This is a genomic window from Rhodococcus sp. DN22 (assembly GCF_036669995.1).
Taxonomy (GTDB): Bacteria; Actinomycetota; Actinomycetes; order Mycobacteriales; family Mycobacteriaceae; genus Rhodococcus_F; species Rhodococcus_F erythropolis.
Genome location: NZ_CP133326.1, coordinates 3,452,763 through 3,478,848 on the forward strand (window position 1 = coordinate 3,452,763; position 26,086 = coordinate 3,478,848).

Consider the following 26,086-nt stretch of genomic DNA (forward strand, 5'->3'; position numbering starts at 1 on the left):
GCCACTGCTCGAGCCATAACTCACGCCACGTGGCCTTGGTGCCCGTGCGTTTTCATCGACCACGACTCTGCTCTCCACTCGTCGATCGCCGCACTTGCAACGTCCATCCGAAATTCAGTCGAACGGTAGGTTACGGCAGGAGTTCCACCGTCGCCGACTTCGCAAGATTCCGGCCTGTCGTACAAGAATCAGCGACGCAGAGTGTGTGCGTACACGACTTCGGAAAATTCGCTGGTCGATGCCAAACCGCCGAGGTCGGCGGTCGCGATGCCCGACGCGATGGTCGTGCGAACGGCATCTGAAATCCGGCGTGCTGCCGCAGACAACAACCGATCGCCACGCGCATCACCGAGCCAGTCGAGCATCATTGCACTCGAGAGGAACAGTGCCGTCGGGTTCGCCCGATTCTTCCCGGCGATGTCGGGTGCGGCACCGTGCGCAGCCTGAGCCATGACCTGCGTCTCGGAAGCGTTGATCGACGGCGCGGTTCCGAGTGAACCGGACAGCTCGCCCGCCAGATCCGACAAGATGTCGCCGAACATGTTTTCCGTCACCACGACATCGAAGTCGCCGCCGCGCCGAACCAGGTGCGCCGCCATCGCGTCGACGTGCTCGTCGTCGACGACTACGTGTGGGTACTCCGCAGCGACGGTTCGGCAGGCGTCACGGAACAGGCCGGTGGTCAGTGTGAGGACGTTGGCTTTGTGGACGATCGTGACGTGATTGCGCCGTCGCGACGCCAACGCGAAGGCAGTGCGTGCGATCCGTTCACACGCAGCGCGGGTGAACACACCGACGGCCAGCGCGATGTCGGGCGTCGGCATGAATTCACCACTGCCGACTGCCATGTTCCGATCCGCGTACAACCCCTCGGTGTTCTCGCGGACGATCACCAGATCCATGTCGGGGACCATCGCCTTGACACCGGGGAACGCCGCTGCCGGTCGGATGTTCGCGAACAGCTCGAACTTCTTCCGGATGACGCCGCCGGGTGTGAGTTGTCCGCGAAACCTCTCCGGATAGGACGCACTGTCGTGGGGTCCGAGAATCCAACCCTGCAGCTGCCCCAACCCATCGATGGTCTCGTCGGGAATCGGCGTGCCGTGGCTGTCGATGGCCGTACTCCCGAGCGGAAGCTCGACCCACTCGACGGGCGGAGCATGAACCGCTGACAACGCCGCATCCACGATCTGCCGTGTCGCCGGGACGATTTCGTGGCCGATTCCGTCGCCGTGCATGAGCCCCAGCCGCATGGCCGAAGTACCGATTGCGCTCGCACCTGTCATCAGGCAATCATTGCTCACCATGGTCCAGTCGGTGGAATTGCTCCTCGATCCAATGAGTGAGTCGGCAGTGCGAGCACAATGGCAGCTACTCGCCGACGCCGGTTTACCGAGTCAGGCCTCTCATCACAGCCCGTCCAACCGTCCGCACATCACGCTGTTCGTCGCCCGTGAGATCCCCGCGGAGATCGACGAACTGTTGAAGCGGCGCTTCTCGGCCCCGGACTTCGAGGTCCGACTCGGTGGCTACGTCGTGTTCGGCGGCAAGCAGATGGTCTTGGCGCGCTCGGTCATTCCTTCGCGCGCACTCCTTCACCTGCACCGAGAAATAGCCGAGTCAACAGTTGGCTCGACGGCACTTCCCGCCCACGTCGAGCCCGGCGCGTGGACGCCTCATGTAACGCTCGCCCGACGCGTCGAACCTGCACGTCTGGGTGAAGCCATCGCCCTGCTGGGCACCGACGTGATTCAAGGGCGCTGCGGCGCGATCAGGCGCTGGGACGGCGAACAGAAGACGGAGTGGTTACTGACGCCGCCGCTGTGACAGATCGGGTTGCACGTCGGGTCACCAGGATTCCCGCGATCACCGCGAGTGCACCAACCGGCTGATTCCAGCCAACGCTTTCGTTCAAGACTATTGCGCCGAGAGCGACGCCCACCACTGGACTGAGATAAGTGACGGTGGACGCCGCAGTCGGCCCCCACCCCTGAACGACATTGGTGTTCCAGATGAATGCGAGCCCGGTCCCCAGTGCGCCCAGAGCGATCATCGACAGGACAATTGCCGGCGTCACGTGCATCGGTGTATTCGCGATGACCGGTGAGGCCAGAACCATCACGAAAGCTCCGATACTGATCTGTAATAGCGCGACTGTGCGGGTGTCGACGCCGAGAGGAAGCACGAAACGTCTGAGGTAGACAAACGAAATCCCGTACGACGCAGTCGCTCCCAGGCAAGCGACCTGAGAACTGACACTTCCGCCGACGCCGAGATTCCACGGCGCCAATACGATCAGCACCCCACCGAATCCGAGAAGCAACCCCAGCGATTTGTATCGCGTCAGCGTCTCCCCCGGCAGAAAGGCAAGGGAGACAGCCATAGTCATCAGTGGCGTGGTGGCGTTGTAGATGCTCGCGAGTCCCGAGGACATGTTTTGCTCCGCCCAACTGAACAGCAGCCACGGCACGATGCATTGTGTCGCTGCGAGAAAAGCCATGTGTTTCCAGACGCGAAAGTCCCTCGGTAGGCCGATCCGGCTGACCGATGTCACGAGAACCAGCGCGAGCGCACCGAAGACCAAGCGCCACAGAACTACCTGCGTGAAGGACAGACCTTCGAGCCCGATCTTCATGAAGAGGAAACTAGCTCCCCACACCACCGCAGCTGCGGTGTATTGAAAGGCCAGACTTGCCCTCAAAGGGTGAAGTCTCCGTGCGGACTGACGTCGTGACGAGTGTCGGGCGTTCGGCCGGCAAGAGCTAGTACGTTCAGGACCAGTAGGACCAAGACGCTGACGACGATGATTGCCATGTGTCCAGCCTGACGGAATGTCCCACGTGGCAGTAGTGGCAGAAAAGCCAGACTTGGACGATTTTCTGCCACTTTCCTGTTTTTCTGTCACACTCGAAAGATGCTCGCGAAAGTGGTGGTCCCACTGATGCCGATGACCGAGGCGTTCGAACTCGGCGTGGCATGTGAAGTCTTCGGCTTCGACCGATCCGACGACGGCCTCCCCACGTACGACTTCTCTCTGATCGCCGCGGTTCCGGGTCCGATCCGAACGCGGTTCGGGTACAACATCGATGTTCCGTACAACCTCGATTCTCTCGACGACGCCGATCTCATCGTCGTGTCCGCCGGCGGAACCTACGACGCCGGCGACGCATACATGTGCTCACCGAGTCCCGACTCGAGTGTCGATCCCCTGTTGGTCAAACTCAACGAGGCCGTAGCCCGGGGCGCCAAGGTGGCGAGTCTGTGCACCGGAGCGTTTGTCCTCGGGGCGGCTGGACTACTGGACGGAAGGCGATGCACGACGCATTGGCGGCATGCAGAGAGGCTTGCCCAGACATATCCGGAAGCCAAGGTCGATCCGGACGTGTTGTACGTGGACGAAGATCCGGTGTTCACCAGCGCAGGCACCGCGGCAGGAATCGACCTGTGCCTGCACATCGTCCGAAAAGAACAGGGTTCTCGCGTTGCCAATGGCATCGCGAGAAGGATGGTGGTGCCGCCCCATCGTGACGGTGGGCAAGCCCAGTACGTTGCCACTCCCCTCGCCTCGACGCCGAGTGCAACCCTTGCCCCGCTCCTCGACTGGATGACGGAGAACCTCGCCCTCGACCTCACTGTGGGCATGGTCGCGGCCCGCGCGAACATGTCCGCGCGCACGTTCGCGCGCCGTTTCCAAGCGGAAACGGGAACAACCCCCGCCCGCTGGCTCAGCGATCAGCGAGTACTGGCCGCCCAACACCTCCTCGAGAATTCCGACCTCTCCGTCGACGTCATCGCAGAACGCGTCGGATTCGGCGGCGGTGCCGTGCTTCGCCAGCACTTCATTCGTCTGCGTTGCACCACGCCGCAGGCCTACCGCCGGACGTTTCGGGCGACCGAGAACGCAAGCTGAAATCGGCTCAGGGAAGAATCAGCGGTTCCGGGGCGTTGCACACACCAACAGCCCGCACAATGGAAAGGACCCCTGTGGCCACCCAGACACTCACCCAGCAGAACTTCGACGAAACGATCAACGGCAGCGACGTCGTCCTCGTGGACTTCTGGGCCTCCTGGTGCGGCCCGTGCCGCCAGTTCGCACCGACGTTCGAAGCCTCTTCGGAGAAGCATGCCGACGTCGTTCACGCCAAGGTCGACACCGAGGCCGAGCAGGGAATCGCAGCGGCCGCCAACATCCGCTCCATCCCCACGATCATGGCCTTCCGCGAAGGCGTACTCGTGTTCAACCAGGCCGGCGCGCTTCCCGCCGCTCAGCTCGAAGAGCTCGTCACTCAGGTCAAGGCACTCGACATGGACGAGGTCCGCAAGCAGATCGCAGAGCAGACCGCATCTGCTGAATAGCGTGAAAAGGCTGGGCCGGAATCGAAGTCGATTCCGGCCCAGCCTTTTTCGTTGCTGCCTAGTGAGCCGCGCTGTCCCAGCTTCGACCGGTTCCCACCGAAACATCCAGAGGTACTGACAGCTCGATGGCTGTGGCCATCTTGTCCTTGACCAGCGCGGTGACCTCCTCCAACTCGGAGGCAACCACTTCGAGCACCAATTCGTCGTGCACCTGCAACAGCATGCGCGACTTCAATCCGGCGTCGGCGAGAGCCTTCTGCACGTTGATCATCGCCACCTTGATGATGTCGGCCGCAGTGCCCTGGATCGGCGCATTGAGGGCAGCACGTTCGGCAACCTCACGACGTTGACGGTTGTCGCTGTTGAGGTCCGGCAGGTAGCGACGACGACCGTAGAGCGTCGAGGTGTAGCCGTCCTTACGTGCCTGCTCGACCACCGCGTGGAGGTAATCCCGCACGCCGCCGAAACGAGCGAAGTACGCATCCATCTGCTGCTTCGCTTCTTCGGTCGAAATCTTCAGCTGCGACGCCAATCCGTAGGCACTGAGCCCGTAGGCCAGACCGTACGACATCGCCTTGACCCGGCGACGCAGTTCAGGAGTCACCTCTTCGATCGGTACACCGAATGCACGCGAGCCGACAAAGCTGTGCAGGTCCTCACCGGTGTTGAATGCCTCGATCAGCCCCTCGTCGCCTGACACGTGCGCCATGATGCGCATTTCGATCTGGCTGTAGTCGGCAGTGAGCAGAACGTCGAACCCCTGCCCGACTACGAATCCGTCGCGAATCTCGCGCCCCGCGTCGTTTCGCACCGGGATGTTCTGCAAGTTCGGATCGGTCGACGACAGGCGTCCGGTCGCGGCAACCGTCTGATTGAACGTCGTGTGAATGCGTCCGTCTTCGGCTACGGCCTTGAGAAGACCGTCGACGGTCACCTTCATACGCGTCGCATCACGGTGCGCGAGAAGGTGTTCGAGGAACGGGTGTCCTGTCTTGTCGAACAGACCCTGCAACGCCTCGGCGTCGGTGGTGTAGCCCGTCTTCGTCTTCTTCGTCTTGGGCATGTCGAGTTCTTCGAACAAGACCACCTGCAGCTGCTTCGGCGAACCCAGGTTGATCTGCTTGTCGATCACCTCGTAGGCCGAGTTTGCGGCGTCGGCGACCTGGGAGGCGAAACGGCTCTGAAGATCGTGCAGATGCGCGCTGTCGACGGCGATGCCGGTGGCCTCGATCTGAGCGAGCTCGATCGTCAACGGCAGTTCCATGTCGGAGAGGAGCGACTTGGATTCGATCGACTCCAACTCGGTGTCCAGTGCAGCCGCCAAGTCGAGAACGGCCTGAGCGCTGAGCATCGCGGTCTCGGCCGCTTCGGCATCGAGCTGTTCGGTGTCGTCGAGCAGTGAAAGCTGTTCCTGGCCGGATGTTTCGGCGCGCAGTTCACGCTTGAGGTAGCGGAGCGAGAGGTCGTCGAGATTGAAGCTGCGCTGGCCCGGCCGGACGAGGTACGCGGCCAGAGCAGTGTCGCTGGTCAGTCCACCGAGCGTCCAACCGCGCCCACGCAGAGCATGGATCGCCCACTTGGCTTCGTGCAGCGCCTTCGGCTGTGATGCGTCGGCGAGCCAATCACCGAGAGCTGCTTCGTCTTCCGGTGTTGCCGTCGACGCCGCGATGTATGCACATTCACCGTCGGAGGCCGCGATCGCGAGTGCAGTGACGTCGCCGGCAAACGGAGTTCTGGTTCCGAGCACCGTCACGCCGTGACGCTCACCGGTTCGTGCGTGGGCGTCGAGCCACGCGGCAACCGCACCCGGGGCGAGTGCGTCGCCGCTGACCTCGAACCCTTCCTCTGCTTCGGGCTCGGACGACGACAGGGTCGCGAACAGTCGATCGCGGAGAACCTTGAACTCGAGATCGTCGAACAACGCATGAATCTTCTCGCGGTCCCACGGGGCCAACACCAACTGCTCGGGCGTGTACGGCAAGGGAACGTCGCGAACCATTTCGGTGAGCTGACGATTGAGCAGGACGTTCGCGAGGTTCTCCCGCAGTGAGTCGCCCACCTTGCCGCGGACCTTGTCCACGTTGTCGACCAGTCCCTGCAGGTCGCCGTACTCACGGATCCACTTGGTGGCGGTCTTCTCGCCGACGCCGGGGATGCCGGGGAGGTTGTCACTCGGGTCGCCGCGCAGTGCAGCAAAATCGGGATACTGCGCCGGGCTGAGGCTGTACTTCTCCTCTACGGCCGTCGGCGTGAATCGGGTGAGCTCCGAGACACCCTTCTTCGGGTAGAGCACAGTGACGTTGTCGGTCACCAGTTGCAGCGAGTCACGGTCACCGGTCACGACGAGAACCCGGTATCCGAGGGCCTCCGCCTGCGTGGTCAAGGTGGCGATCACGTCGTCGGCTTCGAAACCTTCCTCGGCCATGACCGGGATGCCCAGCGCGCCGAGAACGTCCTTGGTGATGTCGATCTGGCCCTTGAATTCGTCCGGAGCCTTCGCGCGCTGCGCCTTGTATTCGGGGAACAGGTCGGCGCGAAACGTCTGACGCGACACGTCGAAGGCCGCGGCCAGGTGGGTGGGCTGCTCGTCACGAAGAAGGTTGATCAACATCGACGTGAAGCCGTACACCGCGTTGGTGGCCTGCCCACTGTGTGTCTTGAAGTTCTCTGCAGGCAGCGCGTAGAAGGCGCGAAACGCCAACGAATGCCCGTCGAGAAGCATCAAGAGAGGGCGATCGTCCGCCTTGCCGGTGGTGCCGGCTGGAGCGGTGGACGTGCTGGACCGAGTTGTGGTTGCGGGGCTCACGGTTCATCAGTCTAGGGATCGCGACCGACATCGACGCCTTCGCCGTTGTTTACGCAGGAACAGACACAAGAATCGGACAATTGATGCAGCCTTCGGCCTTCGATACGGAACCGAAACATCCCGGAAATCTCAGAACCCCATCTGAAGCGAACGGAGCCGTTAGAGTCCGGAAATCGCAGCAGCGAAACAATCCCTCTGCTGCGCGGCACCTTTGTCCAGACGCGCTATTCCCGACCCGCTCGGAGGACGTACGTGGCCCCACCCGTAGTGAAACGGCAGACCCTCGCGACACTCAGCCGACTACTGGCCTTTGCATTACTGACGTTCTTCGCATTACTCAGCCTGGCCGGAACTGCTTCGGCTCAGGAACCGACCACTTCCCCTACACCGCCGACCCCGACAGCATCCGCAACACCGACAGCACCGGTTCCCGACAACGCTGTCCCCGTCAGCGGAAATCTCAACAACGGTGGCACACGCCTCGAGGGCGTCACCGTCCGTGCGCTCGATTCTTCCGGCACGGAAGTCGCCACCGGAGAATCGGCATCGAACGGCCGTTGGGAACTGGCCGTGGCACCGGGCACCTACGCCTTCGAGATCGTTGCCGACACACTTCCCGACGGGGTCAGTGTGCAAGCCGCTGTCGAACGCGAGGTGGTGGCCGGCCGCGCGAACACCGTGATCTTCTCGTTCGGCGAGGTACGTACCGCCTCGAATGTCAGCTTCGGCGAGAAGCTGATCCGCACGACGGTCGACGGTCTGCGGTTCGGCCTCGTGATCGCGATCGCCGGTGTGGGTTTGAGCCTGATCTACGGCACCACTGGCCTGACCAACTTCGCTCACGGCGAGATGGTGACGTTGGGAGCCGTTGCTGCCTGGGTGATCAACACGTCCTTCGGCGTTCCGCTGATTCCCGCCACGATCCTCGCGATCTTCGTCGGCATCGGCATCGGCCTGCTGACCAACGGAATCGTCTGGAAACCACTGCGTAAGCGCAAGACCGGGTTGATCGCGCAATTGGTGGTCTCGATCGGTCTCGCGATTTCATTGCGTTACTTGATCCTGATCTTCTTCTCCGACCGCGCAGAACCGTTCGACGACTACCAGGGCCAGGTCGAGAAGAACTGGGGCCCGATCGCACTGACCGACGCCAACGCGATAGTCATGATCGTCAGTCTGGTCGTCCTGGTCGGCGTCGCACTGCTTCTGCAGAAGACTCGCATCGGAAAGGCCATGCGTGCCGTCTCCGACAATCGTGACCTCGCCGCTTCGTCCGGAATCAACGTCGAGCGCGTGATCATGTTCGTTTGGGGTCTCGGCGGCGGATTGGCCGCCCTCGGCGGTGTGCTGTTCGGCATCTCCGAACTCGGCGGACGCGTCCAGTGGGAAATGGGATTCAAACTGTTGCTGCTCATGTTCGCCGGAATCACCCTCGGTGGTCTGGGAACCGCGTACGGGGCGCTACTCGGCTGCGTCATCGTCGGACTTCTGGTCCAACTCTCGACGCTCATCATCAACCCAGACCTCAAATACATCGGCGGACTTCTCGTCTTGATCGTGATCCTCGTGGTTCGCCCCCAGGGCATCCTCGGATCCAGACAAAGGATCGGGTGACGAACATGGACATCATGGGAGCTTTCCAGGTTTCCTTCGCCCAGCTGATCGGGCCGTCGGCAATCTTCTACGCACTGTTGGCAATCGGGTTGAACCTGCACTTCGGCTACGCCGGGCTGCTCAATTTCGGTCAGATCGGTTTTGCCCTTCTCGGCGGCTACGGCGTCGGCATCATGACCGTGACCTACGACCAGCCGCTCTGGCTCGGCATCCTCGTCGGACTCACCGCAGCCGGGCTCCTCGCGCTCGTGCTCGGTATCCCGACGCTGCGTCTGCGCGCCGACTATCTCGCCATCGTGACCATCGCGGCCTCGGAGATCTTGCGTCTGATCTTCCGCTCGACCGCGTCGGATTCGGTGACCGGTTCCACCAATGGCCTGTTCGGTTTCGCAGACCCGTTCACCGCACTGAGCCCCTTCGACTCGGCCAAGCAGTACTCATTTCTCGGCGTGAAGTTCTACGGAGACGACCTCTGGTCGATGGTCGTGGGGTGGACGCTGGTCTTGATCTTGTGCGGATTTGTCTACCTGTTGACGCACAGTCCGTGGGGGCGCGTCCTCAAGGCGGTTCGCGAAGACGAGGACGCAGCGCGATCGTTGGGCAAGAACGTTTTCGTGTACAAGATGCAGGCGCTGGTTCTCGGCGGCGTGATCGGTGGTCTGGCCGGGGTGTTCAACGCTTTGCAGACCAAGTCCATCAACCCGGACTTCTACTCGACCGCGCAGACGTTCTTCGCGTTCGGCGCACTGATTCTGGGCGGGGCGGCAACGGTGTTCGGCCCGGTGGTCGGCGCAATGTTGTTCTGGTTCCTCCTCGCCATCCCTGATGCCTTGCTGCGTCAGGCGATCTCCGGCGAGAATCCGCTGCTCTCGCTGACCGAACAACAGGTCGGGGCCACCAGGTATGTCCTGCTCGGATTGATGATTGCTCTCCTGATGGTCTTCAGACCGCAGGGAATACTGGGTAACAAGCGGGAGGTGCAACTCAATGCTTGACGCCGATACCAGAGCACAGATCTTTGCCGACGTTCCTCACCTTCCCGGATCGGCGAAACCCGACCCGGTGTTGGTCGCTGACAACGTCTCGCGGACGTTCGGCGGTCTCAAGGCCGTCGACGTCGATCACCTCGAGATTCAACGAGGGTGCATCACGGGTCTGATCGGTCCAAACGGTGCCGGAAAAACGACGCTCTTCAACCTCCTTACCGGATTCGACCGGCCGGACACCGGTACGTGGTCGATGGACGGTCAATCGCTGGGCCGCATGTATCCCCACCAGGTAGCCAGGAAAGGAGTGGTACGGACGTTCCAGTTGACCAAGGCGCTCTCCAAACTCACCGTGCTGGACAACGTACGTCTCGGTGCCACCGGCCAACGTGGTGAACGCATTTTTGCATCTCTCGTCCCGTGGATCTGGAAAGGCCAGGAACGCGAGATCACCGAACGCGCCAACGAACTCCTCGCACGATTCAAACTCGACACCAAGGCAGACGACCTCGCCGGTTCACTCTCCGGTGGGCAGCGCAAACTGCTCGAAATGGCTCGCGCACTCATGACCTCGCCCTCGGTGGTGATGCTCGACGAACCGATGGCGGGGGTCAATCCTGCTCTGACGCAAAGCCTGCTCGGACACATCAAGTCATTGCGCGACGACGGAATGACCGTCGTGTTCGTCGAGCACGACATGGACGTGATCCGAGACATCAGCGATTGGGTGGTGGTCATGGCGCAGGGCAGCGTCATCGCCGAATCCACCCCGGACGAACTCTCGTCCAACACAGCCGTCGTCGACGCATATCTGGGCAGCCACCATGACCAGGCCCTCGAGTTCGACGACAACGGAAATCCGGTGGGCGAGACGGCCGTTCTGGCCGCCGCCCTGGCTGAAGCCGAGGTCGAAACCCTCGAGTCGGGCGGGGACCTGTCGGAACCCGACGTCGACAACCTTCCGGCCGATCTCGCCGCGACGCTGGAATCGAGTCCCGAGGAACCGCGCGGAAGGCACGAGAAGCCATGAGCGAGAACCACGCACGTTCACTCACGCCTGCAGAGTTCGCCGCGACGGCCGAGGAGCATCAGCGACTGTCGGCAGGTGCCCTGCTCCGCGCCGACAGCCTCGTCGCGGGCTACATTCCCGGCGTCAACATCCTGCGTGAATGCAACTTCTTCCTGAAGGAAGGGGAAATCGTCGGGATCATCGGACCGAACGGCGCAGGCAAATCGACACTCCTGAAATCACTGTTCGGACTGATACCGGTACGCGAAGGGTCGGTCACCCTACGCGAGGACAACATCACGTCTGCGCCCGCTCACGTCCTCGTTCAGAAGGGAGTCGGGTACGTCCCTCAAACGCAGAACGTCTTTCAGACTCTGACCATCGAAGAAAACCTCGAAATGGGCATTTATCTGCGTCCCAAGGCATTCGCGGAACGATTCGCCTTCGTGAGTGAACTATTCCCTCTTCTGAGTGAACGACGAAAGGTGAAGGCCGGCGCACTCTCGGGTGGCGAACGCCAGATGGTCGCGATGGGCCGGGCCCTGATGATGGATCCGTCGGTGCTGCTGCTCGACGAACCGTCCGCGGGCCTGTCCCCCATGTTCCAGGACGAGGTGTTCATCCGCTGCAAGAAGATCAATGCTGCCGGTGTCTCGGTCATCATGGTCGAGCAGAACGCGCGCCGCTGCCTTCAGATCTGCGACCGCGGTTACGTACTCGATCAGGGTAAGAACGCGTACACCGACACCGGCGCCAATCTGATGAACGACCCCAAGGTGATCGAGCTGTACTTGGGAACGCTTGCCGGAAGCAAAGAGAAGTAGGACAGACACGAGAATGGGCCAGGGTCGCGAGACCCTGGCCCATTCTCCTTGGCTGCTTACTTGCCCACCACCACGAATCCTTCTGTGGTCAGGGTGTTCTCAGGGCCGAACTTGAGCTTTCCGTACGAACCGATGGACGGCTCCCCCGAATCGTTGAAGTCCAACTCACCGGTGATGCCGTCGTAGTCGATGTCGGTTCCCGCCTTCACCAACGGCAGGCACTCGACGTAGGACGTGCACTTGGTGCCGCCTTCGGTGACGCTGTTGATGTTGGCCGCGATGTCGGTACCGGCCGTCGACTTCGCCTGCTCGGCAGCGAGCGCTGAGATCACCACCGCGTCGTATGACTCTCCGGCGTAGTTGAAGTCGATCAGAGAGGGGTTCACAGCCTTCAGACGATCCTGGAAGGCAGCTCCGACGTCCGTCAGGGGCGTCGTTCCCTGCATGGTGTCGAGCAACGGCTTCGCCACGGATTCGCCGAGAGCGTTGCCCATGTTGCCGTCGACGCCGTACATCGCCATTCCGTCCGACGGGCCGATGCCCACTTCGTGCATGCGCGTGATGATCTTCGCCGACTCTTCGAAGCCCACCAGTGCCACTGCATCCGGATTGAAGTTCTTGACTTGATCGACTTCGGAGTTGAACGACTGCGCGTTCGGGTCGTAGATGATCTTCTCGATCTGATCGGAGGGGACACCCGAATCGATCAGATTCTTTTCGATGTTGTCCGCCAGACCCGTCCCGTACGGGTCGTTGAGGGCCATGATCGCTACGCGCTGACCACCGTCGTCCGAAATGAGCTGTGCGACGGCCTGAGCCTGCAGTACGTCCGTCGGAGCGGTGCGGAAGTACATGCCCTTGTCTGGGTAGCAGACGAATTGGTCCGAGGTGTTGGCAGGCGAGAACATCACGACGCCTGCGCTGGCGATCTTGTCGATCACCTTGAGCGAGACCGAAGACGACGCGGCGCCGACGATGACCTGAGTGCCTGCAGCCAATTCGCGGTCGACGGTGGTATTGGCGGTGTCCGTTGTGGTGTCACCCGAATCGCCGGGAATCAGCTGGACCGGTTGGCCGAGAACGCCTCCGGCTGCATTGACGTCGTTGACTCCCAGCTGGGTGCCCGCGACCATCGGCGGCCCGAGGAACGACAAGCTGCCTGTATCGGGAAGAAGCGTGCCGATGCGCAGCGCTTCCGTGGACGGGGTGGCGCCGGCCTTGGCCTGCTCCGGGGTGCAATCAGTCGTGACGGATGTCGTCGCGGCAGAAGCGCCGGACGTAGAGCCACTCGAAGACGAGTCATCCGACTTGTCCGAGCTACAGCCTGCAAGTGCCAGTGATGCCGCGCCGAGAACTGCAGCAGTACGCACAAGTGTTCGTCTAGCCATCCCACGCTCCTAAGATCAGCCGGTGCTCGCGCCACCCGAACTGGCGCTCGCTGTGGGATCAGACGCTAGACCTTGGAACCGTTTCGCGATCCTTCAAGAAAGCCCTGTGACCTGACTGTTATCTGAAGGTGCACAGTGTTTACACGGCTGTAGCGCTGCGCGACGTTTCGACGGTCGACGCAGCAACCGGGTAACCCGGACACTTTGCTCAAGCGTCCGGTTCACCGCCCAGAGTTTCCAGTACGACCTGTGCGACCGCCTTCATCGTGGAGCGCCGATCCATCGCGGCGCGCTGAATCCACTTGAACGCCTCAGGTTCGGTGAGCGCTTGGCGAACCATCAGAACACTCTTGGCTCGCTCGATCAGCTTGCGTGCTTCGAGCCGGTCCGAAAGATCAGCGACCTCACGCTCGAGCGCCGTCACCTCGCGGAAACGACTGACCGCCAATTCGACAGCGGGAACGAGGTCACTGATCGAGAACGGCTTGACCAAGTAAGCCATGGCGCCGGCATCGCGTGCGCGCTCGACCAACTCGCGCTGACTGAACGCTGTGAGAATGACAACAGGAGCGATGCGTTTGGCGGCAATCTCCGAAGCGGCGTCGATGCCGTCTCTCCTGGGCATTTTCACGTCCATGATGACCAGATCAGGCTTGAGCGACTCGGCCAACTCCACCGCGACCTGCCCGTCACCCGCCTCACCGACGACGTCGTAGCCCTCTTCGCGGAGCATCTCGACCAGATCCATGCGGATCAACGCCTCGTCTTCAGCGACGACAACACGACGGGGTGCGAGCTGATTGCCTTGCGGCTGCGGCGAATTCATGGCCACCATCCTCCTCCATCGAACCGCCCCGACACGAGACGCGAACGATTAGAGGGTACCGGTGTTTGACATTGAAATCGCATCTTCTAATGTAGTCATCGCAACAAGCCCTCGTATCCCAATTGGCAGAGGAAACGGATTCAAAACCCGTCCAGTGTGAGTTCGAGTCTCACCGAGGGCACCACCTGCCGCAGCTGGCCGCACCGCAAGGTTTCGGCATTCGGCTGTACCCCAGATCGACCGCCGTTAGATTCGATCCATGAACGGTCACCGGCTGATTGCTCTGCTCGGAGCCATATCGATTCTCGCGCTGCTCACCGGGTGTCAAACAGACGGCCAATCCAATACTGCCGGCGAATCCAGCACTGCCGGCGAATCTTCCACCCAGGCCGTCCTCGATGCTGCAACACAGACAGGCACCGTTCAGGTCGGCACTCCCCCGATCGATGCCCCACCAACCGAGATCTCCACGCTTGCTCCGCTCCCGAACGACACGGAGATCCCTTCACCGAATCCGCGCGTCGACGTGACCGAGATCGACGTAACCGATCACGACGGTTTCACCCGAATCACCTACCGATTCGACGGAAATGGATCAGTGTTCTGGAAAACCGAATACGTCAGCGAAGCAATCCGAGCGGGAGACAGCACAGTCGTGGACGTCGGAAGTCGATCGATACTTCAAGTCGACCTGATGGGAGTCCAATCGGATTCGTCGCTCAACTCCGTATCTCACGAGGGCGAAAACATCACGCGCATAGACAGTGCAGCCAGGAACAGTGCGATCCTGCAGTCGTTTGTCGGCACGGTCGACATCCGTCCGGCATACACCGTATCGGCATCCGATTCACCGTCCCAGTTGACGATCGACATCCCCACAGCACACAGCTGACTGTCGATTACCCAATTGCGCGCTCAGCTCAGCCATTCCAGCGCAGCGGTGCTCGACGCGGTAATTCGGTTATCGAGGGGCGGATGAATACTCCGTCTCGAAACCGAGGTCTCACAATCGATCCGAGGCGATTGCGGGGTCCGGTTCAACACGACTGTCATGATTCTCACTGCATGCCCGAACGTCCGCTGATCGAACTGCTGCTGCCAGTGTTTGTTCCAGCAGGACTGCCACCGTCATGGGGCCGACGCCACCCGGCACTGGTGTGATCGCACCGGCATGTGGGAGCGCAGCGGCGTACTCCACGTCTCCGACGTTGCCCTCGTTGTACCCCGCATCGATCACCACTGCCCCAGGCTTGATCCACGCCCCTTTGATCAGTTCCGGAACACCGACGGCCGCGATGACGACGTCTGCCGAGGCGACGTGGGCGGCCAGGTCGACGGTTCGCGAATGGCAGTACGTCACCGTTGCGCCTCGACGCAGGAGGAGCATTCCCATCGGCAATCCGAGTATCGGGCTTCGGCCGACCACGACAGCATGCTTTCCGGTGAGTTCGACGCCTGTGGCGTCGAGGAGGCGCAGGATGCCACTCGGTGTACATGATTCGAATCCCCCACCGGTCAACGCCATTGCCGCGAACGCTGCCGAGGTAACGCCGTCAACGTCTTTGTCGGCCGAGATGGCATCGAACGCGGCCCGTTCGTCGATGTGGCCTGGCACCGGGTGTTGCAGCAGTATGCCGTCGATCGAAGGGTCCGCCGACAACGCTCTCAGCACGTCGACCAGTTCTTCGGTGGTTGTACTCACCGGGAGTTCGACCGTCCGCGACGTCATTCCGACGGCGACAGATCGTTTGGCCTTCATCTGTACATACGCCTTCGAGGCCGGGTCCGCTCCCACGATGACGGCGGCCAGGCAAGGAACGTGCCCCGCCTCATCACGAAACTGCCTGGTGCGCACTGACAGGTCCGCGAGCGCAGCATCGGCAATTGCGCGTCCGTCGATTATTCGAGCGGGCGCGGTCTGGGTCGACAGATTCTTGGTAGAGACGTTTTCGGTAGGCCGATTCTCGGTAGACATGAATCCCCCTTCACACAAGATGTGTGAAGCACCCAGGCGGTCGATGCCTCGCGATGTGCACTCCCCGGTGGTAATTCCCACCCGCGCCAGTCGTGCTTGGTCAGCGTACTGCGCGTTTGTCTCACTGCCACGAAACGCATCCGGAACGCCGCTCTCAAAACGAGACAAATCGACATAACCTATCAATAGGTAACGATCTGACCTGCAGTTATTCCATCCCAAGCAATTAGATGGCACGATGGGGGCAACCGCACGGGCACCAAGCATTGGAGGCACCGATGGACAACGGCAAGATAAACCTGACCTATGACGGTCGGGTGTCACTGAGCTTCCAACTGGCGATTCCGCACGCACCGGACAAGGTCTGGAAAGTGATAACGGAACGCGAGTACCTCGACGCCTGGTTCCCGGCGGACGTCGATTTCAACCTCACTCCAGGCGCGGATCTGCTGTTCAAGGTGACCCCGGAACAAGTCGAGCGATTCGGACTGCCAGCAGATCACGTGACGCGCGGGACGGTCATCAGCGTCCACCCGCACCGAATTCTCGAATTCCTCTGGGACGCAGATACTCTGCATTGGGAACTGGCACCGGACGGCACCGGCGGTTGCTGGCTGACCCTCACCCACACGATGGAAGACGAAGAGTCCGCGTACGCCCACGCTGCCGGCTGGCACGCGGGCTTGGAAGTTGTTGCGGCCCAACTCGATGGACGCGAAGTCGACTGGTCTCCGTGGGACCGCGCCGACGAACTCTCACCGCAATATCGCAAGTCTGCTTGATTCTGGGCCCGAGTTCAGTCTCGGGCCCGCATCTCATTCCCCTTTGCGCGGGAAATGCCTGATCATTCCTTCTTGGACCACCGTCGCCAACAGCAGTCCTTCCACCGAGAAGTACCGTCCGGTTGCCAGACCGCGCGAACCTGCGGCGACCGGCGATTCGGTGGCGTACAGAACCCAGTCGGTGAACCGGAACGGGCGATGGAACCAGATCGAATGATTGACCGTCGCCGCGACGATACGATCATGACCCCAGGACAAACCATGAGTGGTCAGAATCGAATCGAGCACGGTGGTGTCGGACGAATATGCCAGCGTCGCAGCGTGAATGAGCGAATCGTCCGGCAGATCACCGTCGGGGCGCATCCATACCCGATTGTGGTTGAGTTTCTCGCCGGTGCCCTTGAGGATCCACGCCGGATCGTTGGCGTACCGCATGTCGATCGGCTTGAGCGCCGCACTGAAATGCGGCAGTTTCTCCTCGTACCCCACCAGATGATCGCCGATGGGAGGCAACGACTCCGGAAGTGGAACATCCGGGATCTCGACAGCATGGTCGAGCCCCTTGCCGGAGTCCTGGAACGCCGCGAGCATCACGAACAATTCGTTCTCACCCTGATAGGCAGTCACCTGACGGTTGGCGAACGCCCGCCCGTCGCGATGACGATCCACCCGATACTCGATGGGCGCCTTGACATCTCCGCCGCGAATGAAATGGGCATTCACCGCATGGATGGGGCGATCACCGTCGACGGTCCGCCCGGCGGCCATCAGTGCCTGAGACACCAACTGACCGCCGAACGTCCGCGAACCTACCTGTTTCGGGTGGTATCCACGGAACGCGTCTTCACCGATCTGCTCCAGATCCAACAGACCGAGGAGAGTACCGAGGTCGGTGGACGCGTTCGCGTGGGTCACTCAGTGGTCCTCTTCGCCGATACGGTGGACGTGAATGAGGTTGGTGGAACCGACAGTTCCCGGAGGGGATCCGGCAACGATGACCACGAGGTCGCCCTTGACGTACCGCCCGAGGGAGAGCAACGCACTGTCCACCTGACGCACCATCTCGTCGGTGGTGGCCACCGCATCGACCAGGAACGTCTCGGTTCCCCACGTCAGCGTCAGCTGACTGCGCACCGCGGGCAGCGGTGTGAAGGCGAGCAACGGCAGCGGCGTGTGCAGACGAGCCAGTCGACGCACCGTGTCACCGGACTGAGTGAACGCAACCAAGGCCTTGGCGTCGAGACGTTCGCCGATGTCGCGTGCTGCGTACGAGATGACACCGCGCTTGGTGCGCGGGACGTGGGTCAACGGTGGGACACGGGTTGATTCGTTCTCGACGGCCTCGACGATGCGGGCCATGGTGCGAACGGTTTCCATGACGTACTTGCCCACCGAAGTCTCGCCCGAGAGCATGACTGCGTCGGCGCCGTCGAGAACGGCGTTGGCGACATCGGATGCCTCTGCGCGAGTGGGACGTGAGTTCTCGATCATCGACTCGAGCATCTGCGTCGCGACGATGACCGGCTTCGCGTTCTCACGAGCAATCTGGATTGCGCGCTTCTGAACGAGCGGGACCTGCTCGAGCGGCAACTCGACACCGAGGTCACCGCGGGCGACCATGACGGCGTCGAACGCGAGCACGATGGCTTCGAGATTGTCGATGGCCTCGGGCTTCTCGAGCTTCGCGATGACGGGAACGCGGCGCCCGACTCGATCCATGATGGCGTGAACCAATTCGACGTCCGCCGGTGAGCGAACGAAGGAGAGTGCAATGAAGTCGACACCCAGCTTGAGAGCGAACTCGAGGTCGGCGATGTCCTTGCCCGACAGGGCTGGAACGGAGACGTTCATACCGGGCAGTGAGAGGCCCTTGTTGTTGCTGACCGGACCGCCTTCGGTGACCCGACAGACGACGTCGTTGCCGTCGATGGACGTGACGACCAGGCCGACCTTTCCGTCGTCGACCAGCAGTCGATCGCCGGCCTTGGCGTCGCGCGCCAATTCCTTGTACGTGGTCCCGACGCGATCGTGCGTTCCCTCGACGTCGTCGACGGTGATACGAACCTCTTCACCGTTGGCCCAGGTGGTCCGCTCGTCCTTGAATCGGCCGAGGCGAATCTTGGGCCCCTGAAGGTCGGCGAGAACACCGACGGCCTTTCCGGTGGCGTCCGACGCGGCGCGGACGCGAATGTAGTTTTCTTCGTGATCGGCATGCTCGCCGTGGCTGAAGTTGAGGCGCGCCACGTCCATGCCGCTCTCCACGAGCTCACGGATGCGGTCGCCAGAAGCTGTCGCAGGTCCAAGTGTGCATACAATTTTTGTCCGTCGGTTCACGGCTCGAGCCTAGTCGCTACCCCACCGCACTTCTATCCGGCATTTGCGACCTGCACTTTCTGTACTTACTCGATTCAGTTGGTCAGCTCACGAACAGCGGAAATGCCTTTGGATGAACCGGAGCCGGAAGCGCCGACTCGCCTGTGAGAAACACGTCGACGGCACGTGCGGCCGACCGTCCCTCGGCAATCGCCCACACGACCAGCGACGCCCCGCGATGCGCGTCGCCGCAGACGAATACGCCGGGTGTCCGGGTCTGCCACCCGACATCACACTCGATTCTGCCGAGTGGATCGGTGCCGACATCAAGGTCGGTGAGCAGTGGGGCGGTTTCGACGCCGTCGAAACCCAGAGCGAGCAAGACCATCTCGCACACCAGATCCGTCGTGTCGCCGGTCTCCACCAGGGTCCGTTGTCCGTCCTTCGCTCGTGACACGGCTACCGGAACCATCCGGATTGCGCGGACCGCACCCCCACCGTCGTCGAGAAATTCCTGCGCCGCCCATCGGAATCGTTTGTCACTGCCCTCCTCGTCCGCCGGCGAGGTGCGCAGGACCCGCGGCCACAACGGCCATGGGTCGCGATCTCGATCGCGGCGTGCCGGAGGTGGGACGTGGTAGTCCAATTCCGTCACCGAGAGCGCACCCTGGCGATGCACCGTGCCGAGGCAGTCGGCGGCCGTGTCGCCGCCACCGATGATCACGACGTTCTTACCTCGCGCCGAGATGCTCGACGCACCGTCACCCTCGCATTCGCGGTTGGCCGCACGCAGGTACGTCATCGCACGATGGATTCCGCGAAGACTACGACCCGGTACGTCGGTGTCTCTGGCACGATCAGCCCCGACCGCCAGGACTACCGCCTCGAATTCCGTCGAGAGGTCGTGCGCGCTCACGTTCACTCCGACGGCGCAGTCGGTGACGAACCTGGTCCCCTCGGCGGTCAGTTGGTCCAGCCGCCGGTTGATGAGGGCCTTGGGCAACTTGAATTCCGGAATTCCGTAGCGAAGCAGTCCCCCGATCCGATCGCTCCGCTCGAACACCGTGACACTGTGTCCGGCTCGTGTCAGTTGTTGAGCCGCGGCCAGTCCCGCCGGTCCCGAACCGACAACCGCAACACAGTTTCCGCTGTGAACTACCGGTGCCTGCGGCCCCAACCAACCCGACTCCCAGGCGTTGTCGACGATTGCCTGTTCGATGCGCTTGATGGTGACACCCCCCGACGTGTGCTCGCCGTCGAGTGCGAGAACGCACGCCGTTTCGCACGGTGCGGGGCACAGATGTCCGGTGAACTCGGGGAAATTGTTGGTGGAATGCAGATTCTCCGAGGCTTCGGACCACCGTCCACGCCGAACCAGGTCGTTCCATTCCGGAATGAGATTGCCGAGCGGACACCCCACATCGGCCGAATGGCAGTACGGCACAGCGCAGTCCATGCAACGCGAGGCCTGTGCAGATACGTCTCGATTTCGCACGACGGGATCCAGCGACTCGTATACTGACGCCCAGTCACCGACACGCACATCGGTCGATCTGGTCGGTGAGCCGGATCGTTTCACGTTGAGGAACCCGCGTGCGTCAGGCATGAGCCGGCTCCACCAGTTCGTTCTCTTCCACGACCTTCTGATAATCGACAGGCAAAACTTTGGTGAATCTCGGACTCTGGCCAACCCAGTCGTCGAGAAGTTTTGCCGCCACCGGCGAACCGGTCGCAGCCAAATGCTCGCCGAGAATTTCGACCAGCTGACGACAGTCTTCCGCCGAAGGCCGCTCCAGAACGACCATGTCGCGGTTGACCTTTTCTGCCTTCACGTCGAGTACGAAGGCAATTCCGCCCGACATTCCCGCAGCAAGGTTCCTACCAGTTGGGCCGATGATGACGACGCGACCCCCGGTCATGTACTCGCACGCATGGTCTCCGACGCCTTCCACCACAGCGACCGCGCCCGAGTTGCGCACCGCAAATCGTTCCCCGACACGCCCCCTGGCATAGAGCGCACCGCTCGTAGCGCCGTACAGCAGCGTATTGCCGGCAATCACCTGATCCTCGGCCACGAAGGGTGCGTCCTCACTCGGCCGAAGCGCGATTCGTCCACCCGAGAGCCCCTTTCCCACGTAATCGTTTGCATCGCCGACGACGACCAGCGAGATGCCCGGTGGCAGGAACGCACCGAGTGACTGGCCTGCCGTTCCTCTGAGCACGACGTCGATGGTGCCTTGAGGTAGCCCGACGGCGCCGTAGCGTCTGGTCACCTCAGCGCCCAGCCTCGTTCCCACCGCTCGATCCGTATTGTGTACTGGCAGTTCGATATGTACGGGTCGAGCGTCCTCGAGCGAGTTCGCAGCCAACTTGATCAGGGTGCGTTCGAGTTCGCTCGAAACAGGTACATACGGTTGGTAGGCCGCGCCGGCCGGCGTGGCCGGAACGTCGAAGAGTGGTGAGAGATCCAACGTCCGACTCTTCCAATGCGCCACCGCCGGAGACATTTCCAATACGTCTGCGTGCCCCAGCGCATCGTCGATACTTCGAAACCCCTGTTCTGCCAACAACCGTCGTACGTCGGCGGCGATGAAGCGAAAGAAGTTCTCGACGTACTCGGGCCGGCCGGTGAATCGCTCGCGCAGTTCGGGATTCTGCGTCGCTACTCCGACAGGGCAGGTGTCGAGGTGACATACCCGCATCATGACGCACCCGGCCGCGATGAGTGGCGCCGTGGAAAACCCGTACTCCTGCGCCCCCAGCAACGCAGCAACGACGACGTCCCGCGCCGTGCGCAAACCCCCGTCACACTGGACGACGATCCGATCGCGTAACCCGTTGAGCACCAGGGTCTGCTGAGTTTCGGCCAGCCCGATCTCCCACGGCGTAGCCGCGTGGTGGATGGACGAGAGTGCCGCAGCACCCGTCCCGCCGTCGTGACCCGAGATCAGCACCACGTCGGCGTGTGCTTTGGCCACACCTGCCGCAACAGTCCCGACTCCGGCTGCGCTGACCAACTTCACGTGTATCCGCGCGCGATTGTTCGCGCATCTGAGGTCGTAGATCAATTGGGCGAGATCCTCGATCGAATAGATGTCGTGGTGCGGGGGCGGAGAAATGAGGCCGACTCCAGGTGTCGAGTACCGGGTTTCCGCGATCCACGGGTACACCTTGGACCCCGGAAGCTGCCCTCCTTCACCGGGCTTGGCGCCCTGGGCCATCTTGATCTGAATGTCAGTGGCATTGACCAGGTAATCGCTGGTCACCCCGAAGCGACCACTCGCGACCTGCTTGACTGCGCTTCGACGCTTGTTGTCACGCAACCGCTCCGGTGACTCTCCGCCCTCACCGGTGTTCGAACGTCCGCCGAGAGCATTCATCGCAACCGCCATCGTCTCGTGCGCCTCGGCAGAGAGGGAACCGTAGCTCATCGCACCGGTGTTGAATCGAGCGAGAATCATCTCGACGGGTTCGACCTGATCGAGGGGAATCAGCTGACGAATCTCACGCCGAAATCGAAACAATCCCCGAAGTGTTCCGCCCTGCGCGCTCAGTCGATCGACTTCATCGCTGTAGCGACGAAACATCTCACTTCGCCCCGTCCGGGTCGCATGCTGAAGGAAGAACACGGACTCGGGTGTGAACACATGCAATTCACCACCGCGGCGATACCGGTATTGTCCGCTGTCGGTCAACTGACGATTGTCGAACTGACGATGCTGCACTGCGGACGACGAGAACGCAGCCGCGTGACGCATCAGAACTTCTCGCGCGACTTCGGTGATACCGATCCCGCCGATCCGGCTCCGTGTGTTGCAGAAGTATTCGTCGACCAACTCTCGACCCAAGCCCACGGCCTCGAATACCTTTGCGCCCGTGTAGGAGTGAACCGTAGCGATTCCCATCTTCGACATCACTTTGCGCACGCCGGAATTTGCCGCTTTCAGATAGTTGTCCGATGCCTTTTCCGAATTTATCCCGGGAAGTTCGTCTTGCTCGCTGAGTGCTTCTACCGATTCGAGAGCAAGATACGGGTGGACAGCCGCCGCACCGTAGCCGATCAGCAGCGCGATGTGATGAACTTCGCGCGCGTCACCCGACTCGACGACGAGGGAAACCTTGGTCCGCAGGCCATGACGAACCAGATCGTGGTGCACGGCTGATACTGCGAGCAATGACGGAATGGGAGCCTGCTCAGGGCCTGATCCACGGTCGGAGATCACCAGAATCTCGATACCGGCTGCGGCGGCTGTTCGGGCGGACTCACGAAGCCTCTCGACGCCTTCGGCGAGACTGCCTCTCGGATCGAAACCTCCCCGTAGGACAGCGCTTCTCGGAGTTCTTGCGCCGCATAGTTCGGCGACCTTCGCCATCTTCACCGGTCCGATCACCGGTTTATCGAGAACAATCCTTCGGCACGACAGCGCCGACGCTTCGAACAAGTTCTGCTCAGCGCCGAGGGTGACACCAAGCGTTGTGACGACTTCCTCGCGAATCGCGTCCAAAGGCGGGTTGGTCACCTGAGCAAAGAGCTGAATAAAGTAGTCGTACAACAGCTTCGGCCGCTCCGAAAGAACGGCGAGAGGCGTGTCGACACCCATCGATCCCAACGGCTCCGATCCTGAGCTTGCCATCGGGACAAGAATGTCCCGCAGGTCCTCGGCGTGGTATCCGAAGAGCAACTGCCGTTGCAACAGCGGAGCCGGATCGCCTCGGGCAGGCGCAGTCTCGGGGATTTCCTCGAGGTCGACCAATCCCCCGTCGACCCAGTCCCGGTAGGGGGCTGTGCTCGCGAGTTCGGACTTGATCTCCGCATCGGAAACGATCCGATGGCGAGCGGTGTCCACGAGAAACATGCGTCCCGGTTCGAGGCGCCCCTTCTCCAACACCTCGGACGTGGGAGCGTCGAACACACCGCTCTCACTGGCCAACACGATACGGTCGTTCTTCATCCGCCACCATCGCCCTGGGCGAAGACCGTTGCGATCCAACACGGCCCCGACAACAATGCCGTCGCTGAACGTCACGGACGCCGGACCGTCCCACGGTTCCATCAGACAACCGTGAAATTGGTAGAAGGCCTTTATCTCGTCGGGCATCGAAGAATCGTTCTCCCAGGCTCCGGGAATCATCATCGCGATGGCGTGTTGCACACTGCGGCCCCCGAGCGTCAAAAGCTCCAGTACTTCGTCGAACGACGAAGAGTCGGATCCTCCCGGGGTGCAGATCGGAAACAGGCGATCGATGTCCCCACCTAAAAGTGTGCTCCGCAGCATCGGCTCGCGAGCGCGCATCCAATTCCTGTTTCCCACAATCGTATTGATCTCGCCGTTGTGGGCGATGCAGCGATACGGCTGAGCGAGTGGCCACGACGGAAATGTGTTCGTGGAGTATCGACTGTGCACTACTGCCAACGCAGTTCGCATTCGGTGGTCGCGTAGGTCGGTGAAGTAACCGGGTAACTGCGTCGGCGTCAGCATGCCCTTGTACACGATGGTTCGGGCGGACAACGAGGGGAAATACACTGCAGTGTCGGCACAGTGAATCCGCTCGGCTTGTCTCCTGAGGGCAAAGACTCGTCGGTCCAAGGCAATTCCGCCCACACTACGATCTCGTGACTCGGCGCACGTCACAAAACACTGACTGATGTACGGAGCGCACTGCGCGGCAACGGTTCCGACGCAGTCTCGGTCGACTGGCACCTCTCGCCACCCGATAATCTGCAGTCCTTCTGCCGCTGCGTACCGGTGTATCCGAACTACCGCGCGCCGACGTGCTTCCTGATCCACCGGGAGAAAGCAGTTTCCGGCCGCGTAGGTGTTCTCACCCATCGCGTTGGGTGGTGGAAGCTCGAACTCGGTCACCGCGTCGAAGAACTCCGTCGGCAGCTGAATCAGAATGCCCGCGCCGTCTCCGCTGTTGGATTCGCGCCCAACTGCGCCGCGATGGGAGAGATTGCCCAGGACCGCGAGCGCATCGTCGACAACGGAATGCAGGTGGCGTCCAGAGGTGTCTGCTACCACGGCTACACCACACGAATCGGTTTCCTGATCGGGGTCGTACAGGCCCCGAGGTTCAGGTATTCGAGAAAACGGCACTCGGCGACCTCCACGCGGACATGCAGCCGACGTGCGCTAGTTTATCAGCCCATAACCGCAGGTCGCGAGAGTAAAACTGTGGCCCCCTGACGACGAGCGTCAGGGGGCCACAGTTCCGAACATCGTTTTCGATCAGCTACGCAGTGGCCGACCTTGGCCGTCACGCACGCTACCCGTCAACATCATAATGCCGTCGATGAAAGCCCAGATCCAGATCGCTGGGACGACCACAATTCCCACGACCAGAAACAGAAGAATGTAGCCGAGGAAGATTCCGAGTAGCTGGAGCACTCCGATAGTCGTGCTTCCGATGTACAACCGACCGATGCCGCAGATACCGATGAATCCGAGAAGAATCTGCAACAGGCCAGCGGTGGTCTTCGACTTGTCCGAGAACGGTTCACCCGTCAGCGGATCACGGCCATAAGGCGCGGATGCATCAACCAAACCGTAGCCGGGTTGGACGTACCCCTGAGCTTGTGGGTACCCCTGAGGCTGACCGTAACCCGGCTGTGAGTATCCCGGCTGGGGGTAGCCCTGCGGCGGAGCCGCGTAGGGATTCGGAGTCTGATCTGCCGGTGCACCGTAGACGGGACCGTCCGTCGGGGTTTGGGTCGGCCTCGAGTAGTCCGGCGCCGGATAGTCGGTCGCCGGATAGTTCTGAGCGGCGTAGCTTTCCTGCGACGTGTACGGCGCTGTGGGCTGATTCGGGGTGGAATCAGAATCGGCAGCGGGAAACGCTGTGGTCGATTCGGTTCCGGTCGGCGGCGGGTAGATGGGGTGGTTTCCCCATCCCGGACCGTTTCCGACTCCCGAATACGTGTCCCAGCCTGGACCGGTGCCGGTGGTCTCCGTCGACGGCGTCTTTTCGGTGGGTGCCGAGGTTTCCGTCAACGACGCATCCGCCGTCGCGTCGTAGTCGAACGGCGACCCGAACTGCGGTGGAACCGGCGGCTGTGATCCAGACGAGTCCCCCGACTCGGAAGGTTCCGGATTCTTGTTCAAGTTAGGCAACGTACTTTCCTTCGATTCGACGACGGTACGTAATAGCTTTTGTTATCGGACTTCGAGAAGGTTCGACCTTCTCGAGGCCAGTCCCCCACACATGT

20 protein-coding genes and 1 tRNA gene are annotated in these 26,086 nt (G+C 61.7%); 10 read left to right on the forward strand and 11 right to left on the reverse strand.

Annotated elements, in window-relative coordinates:
* Positions 1-188 precede the first annotated feature (188 nt).
* Entirely contained in the window at positions 189-1,286 is a 1,098-nt protein-coding gene (locus RA302_RS15785; protein WP_039972997.1) for an isocitrate/isopropylmalate dehydrogenase family protein, read from the reverse strand.
* Between RA302_RS15785 and RA302_RS15790 the strand changes: the two genes are divergently transcribed.
* Positions 1,252-1,827 (forward strand): 2'-5' RNA ligase family protein, encoded by a 576-nt coding sequence (locus RA302_RS15790; protein WP_007728733.1) that lies wholly within the window; start codon positions 1,252-1,254, stop codon positions 1,825-1,827. The two genes, RA302_RS15785 and RA302_RS15790, sit on opposite strands and share 35 nt — an antisense overlap.
* On the opposite strand, the gene RA302_RS15795 is transcribed toward RA302_RS15790, so the two are convergent.
* Positions 1,772-2,701 (reverse strand): DMT family transporter, encoded by a 930-nt coding sequence (locus tag RA302_RS15795; protein ID WP_064112540.1) that lies wholly within the window; start codon positions 2,699-2,701, stop codon positions 1,772-1,774. The genes RA302_RS15790 and RA302_RS15795 overlap by 56 nt on opposite strands.
* 213 nt (positions 2,702-2,914) lie before the next feature.
* On the opposite strand from RA302_RS15795, the gene RA302_RS15800 reads away from it, so the two are divergent.
* Together RA302_RS15800 and trxA are read left to right on the forward strand one after the other, a co-directional pair.
* Positions 2,915-3,910, forward strand: coding sequence for a helix-turn-helix domain-containing protein (locus tag RA302_RS15800; protein WP_003944097.1), 996 nt, complete (start codon positions 2,915-2,917; stop codon positions 3,908-3,910).
* 74 nt (positions 3,911-3,984) lie between these two features.
* Positions 3,985-4,356 carry a thioredoxin gene (trxA, locus tag RA302_RS15805; RefSeq protein WP_003944106.1) on the forward strand — a complete coding sequence of 124 codons (372 nt, stop codon included), beginning with the start codon at positions 3,985-3,987 and terminating at the stop codon, positions 4,354-4,356.
* A 58-nt stretch (positions 4,357-4,414) separates the two neighbouring features.
* Here trxA and polA read toward each other — a convergent pair whose 3' ends face one another.
* Entirely contained in the window at positions 4,415-7,162 is a 2,748-nt protein-coding gene (gene polA, locus RA302_RS15810; protein WP_007728727.1) for a DNA polymerase I, read from the reverse strand.
* A gap of 303 nt (positions 7,163-7,465) precedes the next feature.
* Between polA and RA302_RS15815 the strand changes: the two genes are divergently transcribed.
* Genes RA302_RS15815 through RA302_RS15830 form a run of 4 tightly spaced genes read left to right on the forward strand, consistent with a single transcriptional unit; the run spans position 7,466 to position 11,595 of the window.
* Positions 7,466-8,776, forward strand: a complete 1,311-nt coding sequence (locus RA302_RS15815; protein WP_231783556.1) for a branched-chain amino acid ABC transporter permease — start codon at positions 7,466-7,468, stop codon at positions 8,774-8,776.
* A gap of 5 nt (positions 8,777-8,781) precedes the next feature.
* Positions 8,782-9,771: a branched-chain amino acid ABC transporter permease gene (locus RA302_RS15820; protein WP_003944088.1), complete on the forward strand. Its 990-nt coding sequence runs from the start codon at positions 8,782-8,784 to the stop codon at positions 9,769-9,771.
* A complete protein-coding gene (locus RA302_RS15825) occupies positions 9,764-10,792 on the forward strand; it encodes an ABC transporter ATP-binding protein (protein WP_029255470.1) in 1,029 nt (342 codons plus the stop codon). Before RA302_RS15820 ends, RA302_RS15825 begins: the two co-directional genes overlap by 8 nt.
* Complete coding sequence (locus tag RA302_RS15830; protein WP_007728720.1) at positions 10,789-11,595, forward strand: ABC transporter ATP-binding protein; 807 nt, start codon at positions 10,789-10,791, stop codon at positions 11,593-11,595. The genes RA302_RS15825 and RA302_RS15830 overlap by 4 nt, the downstream gene beginning before the upstream one ends.
* 56 nt (positions 11,596-11,651) lie before the next feature.
* Here RA302_RS15830 and RA302_RS15835 read toward each other — a convergent pair whose 3' ends face one another.
* Both RA302_RS15835 and RA302_RS15840 read right to left on the reverse strand, forming a co-directional pair.
* Positions 11,652-12,983 (reverse strand): ABC transporter substrate-binding protein, encoded by a 1,332-nt coding sequence (locus tag RA302_RS15835; protein ID WP_003944031.1) that lies wholly within the window; start codon positions 12,981-12,983, stop codon positions 11,652-11,654.
* 208 nt (positions 12,984-13,191) lie between these two features.
* Positions 13,192-13,809, reverse strand: coding sequence for an ANTAR domain-containing response regulator (locus RA302_RS15840; RefSeq protein WP_003944029.1), 618 nt, complete (start codon positions 13,807-13,809; stop codon positions 13,192-13,194).
* 107 nt (positions 13,810-13,916) lie between these two features.
* On the opposite strand from RA302_RS15840, the gene RA302_RS15845 reads away from it, so the two are divergent.
* Positions 13,917-13,993: transfer RNA gene (locus RA302_RS15845), tRNA-Leu, on the forward strand.
* Between the two features lie 75 nt (positions 13,994-14,068).
* Complete coding sequence (locus tag RA302_RS15850; protein WP_070161404.1) at positions 14,069-14,701, forward strand: hypothetical protein; 633 nt, start codon at positions 14,069-14,071, stop codon at positions 14,699-14,701.
* A 111-nt stretch (positions 14,702-14,812) separates the two neighbouring features.
* On the opposite strand, the gene RA302_RS15855 is transcribed toward RA302_RS15850, so the two are convergent.
* Complete coding sequence (locus RA302_RS15855) at positions 14,813-15,784, reverse strand: tetrahydrofolate dehydrogenase/cyclohydrolase catalytic domain-containing protein (RefSeq protein ID WP_058227008.1); 972 nt, start codon at positions 15,782-15,784, stop codon at positions 14,813-14,815.
* Positions 15,785-16,062: 278 nt separating this feature from the next.
* On the opposite strand from RA302_RS15855, the gene RA302_RS15860 reads away from it, so the two are divergent.
* The gene (locus RA302_RS15860) at positions 16,063-16,566 is read left to right on the forward strand and encodes an SRPBCC domain-containing protein (RefSeq protein WP_003944006.1); all 504 of its coding nucleotides are present in this window, start codon (positions 16,063-16,065) and stop codon (positions 16,564-16,566) included.
* Positions 16,567-16,599: 33 nt separating this feature from the next.
* On the opposite strand, the gene RA302_RS15865 is transcribed toward RA302_RS15860, so the two are convergent.
* The 5 genes from RA302_RS15865 to RA302_RS15885 form a co-directional block, all read right to left on the reverse strand.
* The gene (locus RA302_RS15865) at positions 16,600-17,481 is read right to left on the reverse strand and encodes an acyl-CoA thioesterase II (RefSeq protein WP_003944096.1); all 882 of its coding nucleotides are present in this window, start codon (positions 17,479-17,481) and stop codon (positions 16,600-16,602) included.
* Positions 17,482-18,900, reverse strand: a complete 1,419-nt coding sequence (pyk, locus tag RA302_RS15870) for a pyruvate kinase (protein WP_003944038.1) — start codon at positions 18,898-18,900, stop codon at positions 17,482-17,484.
* An 82-nt stretch (positions 18,901-18,982) separates the two neighbouring features.
* Positions 18,983-20,485 (reverse strand): glutamate synthase subunit beta, encoded by a 1,503-nt coding sequence (locus RA302_RS15875; RefSeq protein WP_070161402.1) that lies wholly within the window; start codon positions 20,483-20,485, stop codon positions 18,983-18,985.
* Entirely contained in the window at positions 20,478-24,977 is a 4,500-nt protein-coding gene (gltB, locus tag RA302_RS15880) for a glutamate synthase large subunit (protein WP_338477307.1), read from the reverse strand. Before gltB ends, RA302_RS15875 begins: the two co-directional genes overlap by 8 nt.
* A 132-nt stretch (positions 24,978-25,109) precedes the next feature.
* Positions 25,110-25,982 carry a TM2 domain-containing protein gene (locus tag RA302_RS15885; RefSeq protein ID WP_058227005.1) on the reverse strand — a complete coding sequence of 291 codons (873 nt, stop codon included), beginning with the start codon at positions 25,980-25,982 and terminating at the stop codon, positions 25,110-25,112.
* Positions 25,983-26,086: the final 104 nt, after the last annotated feature.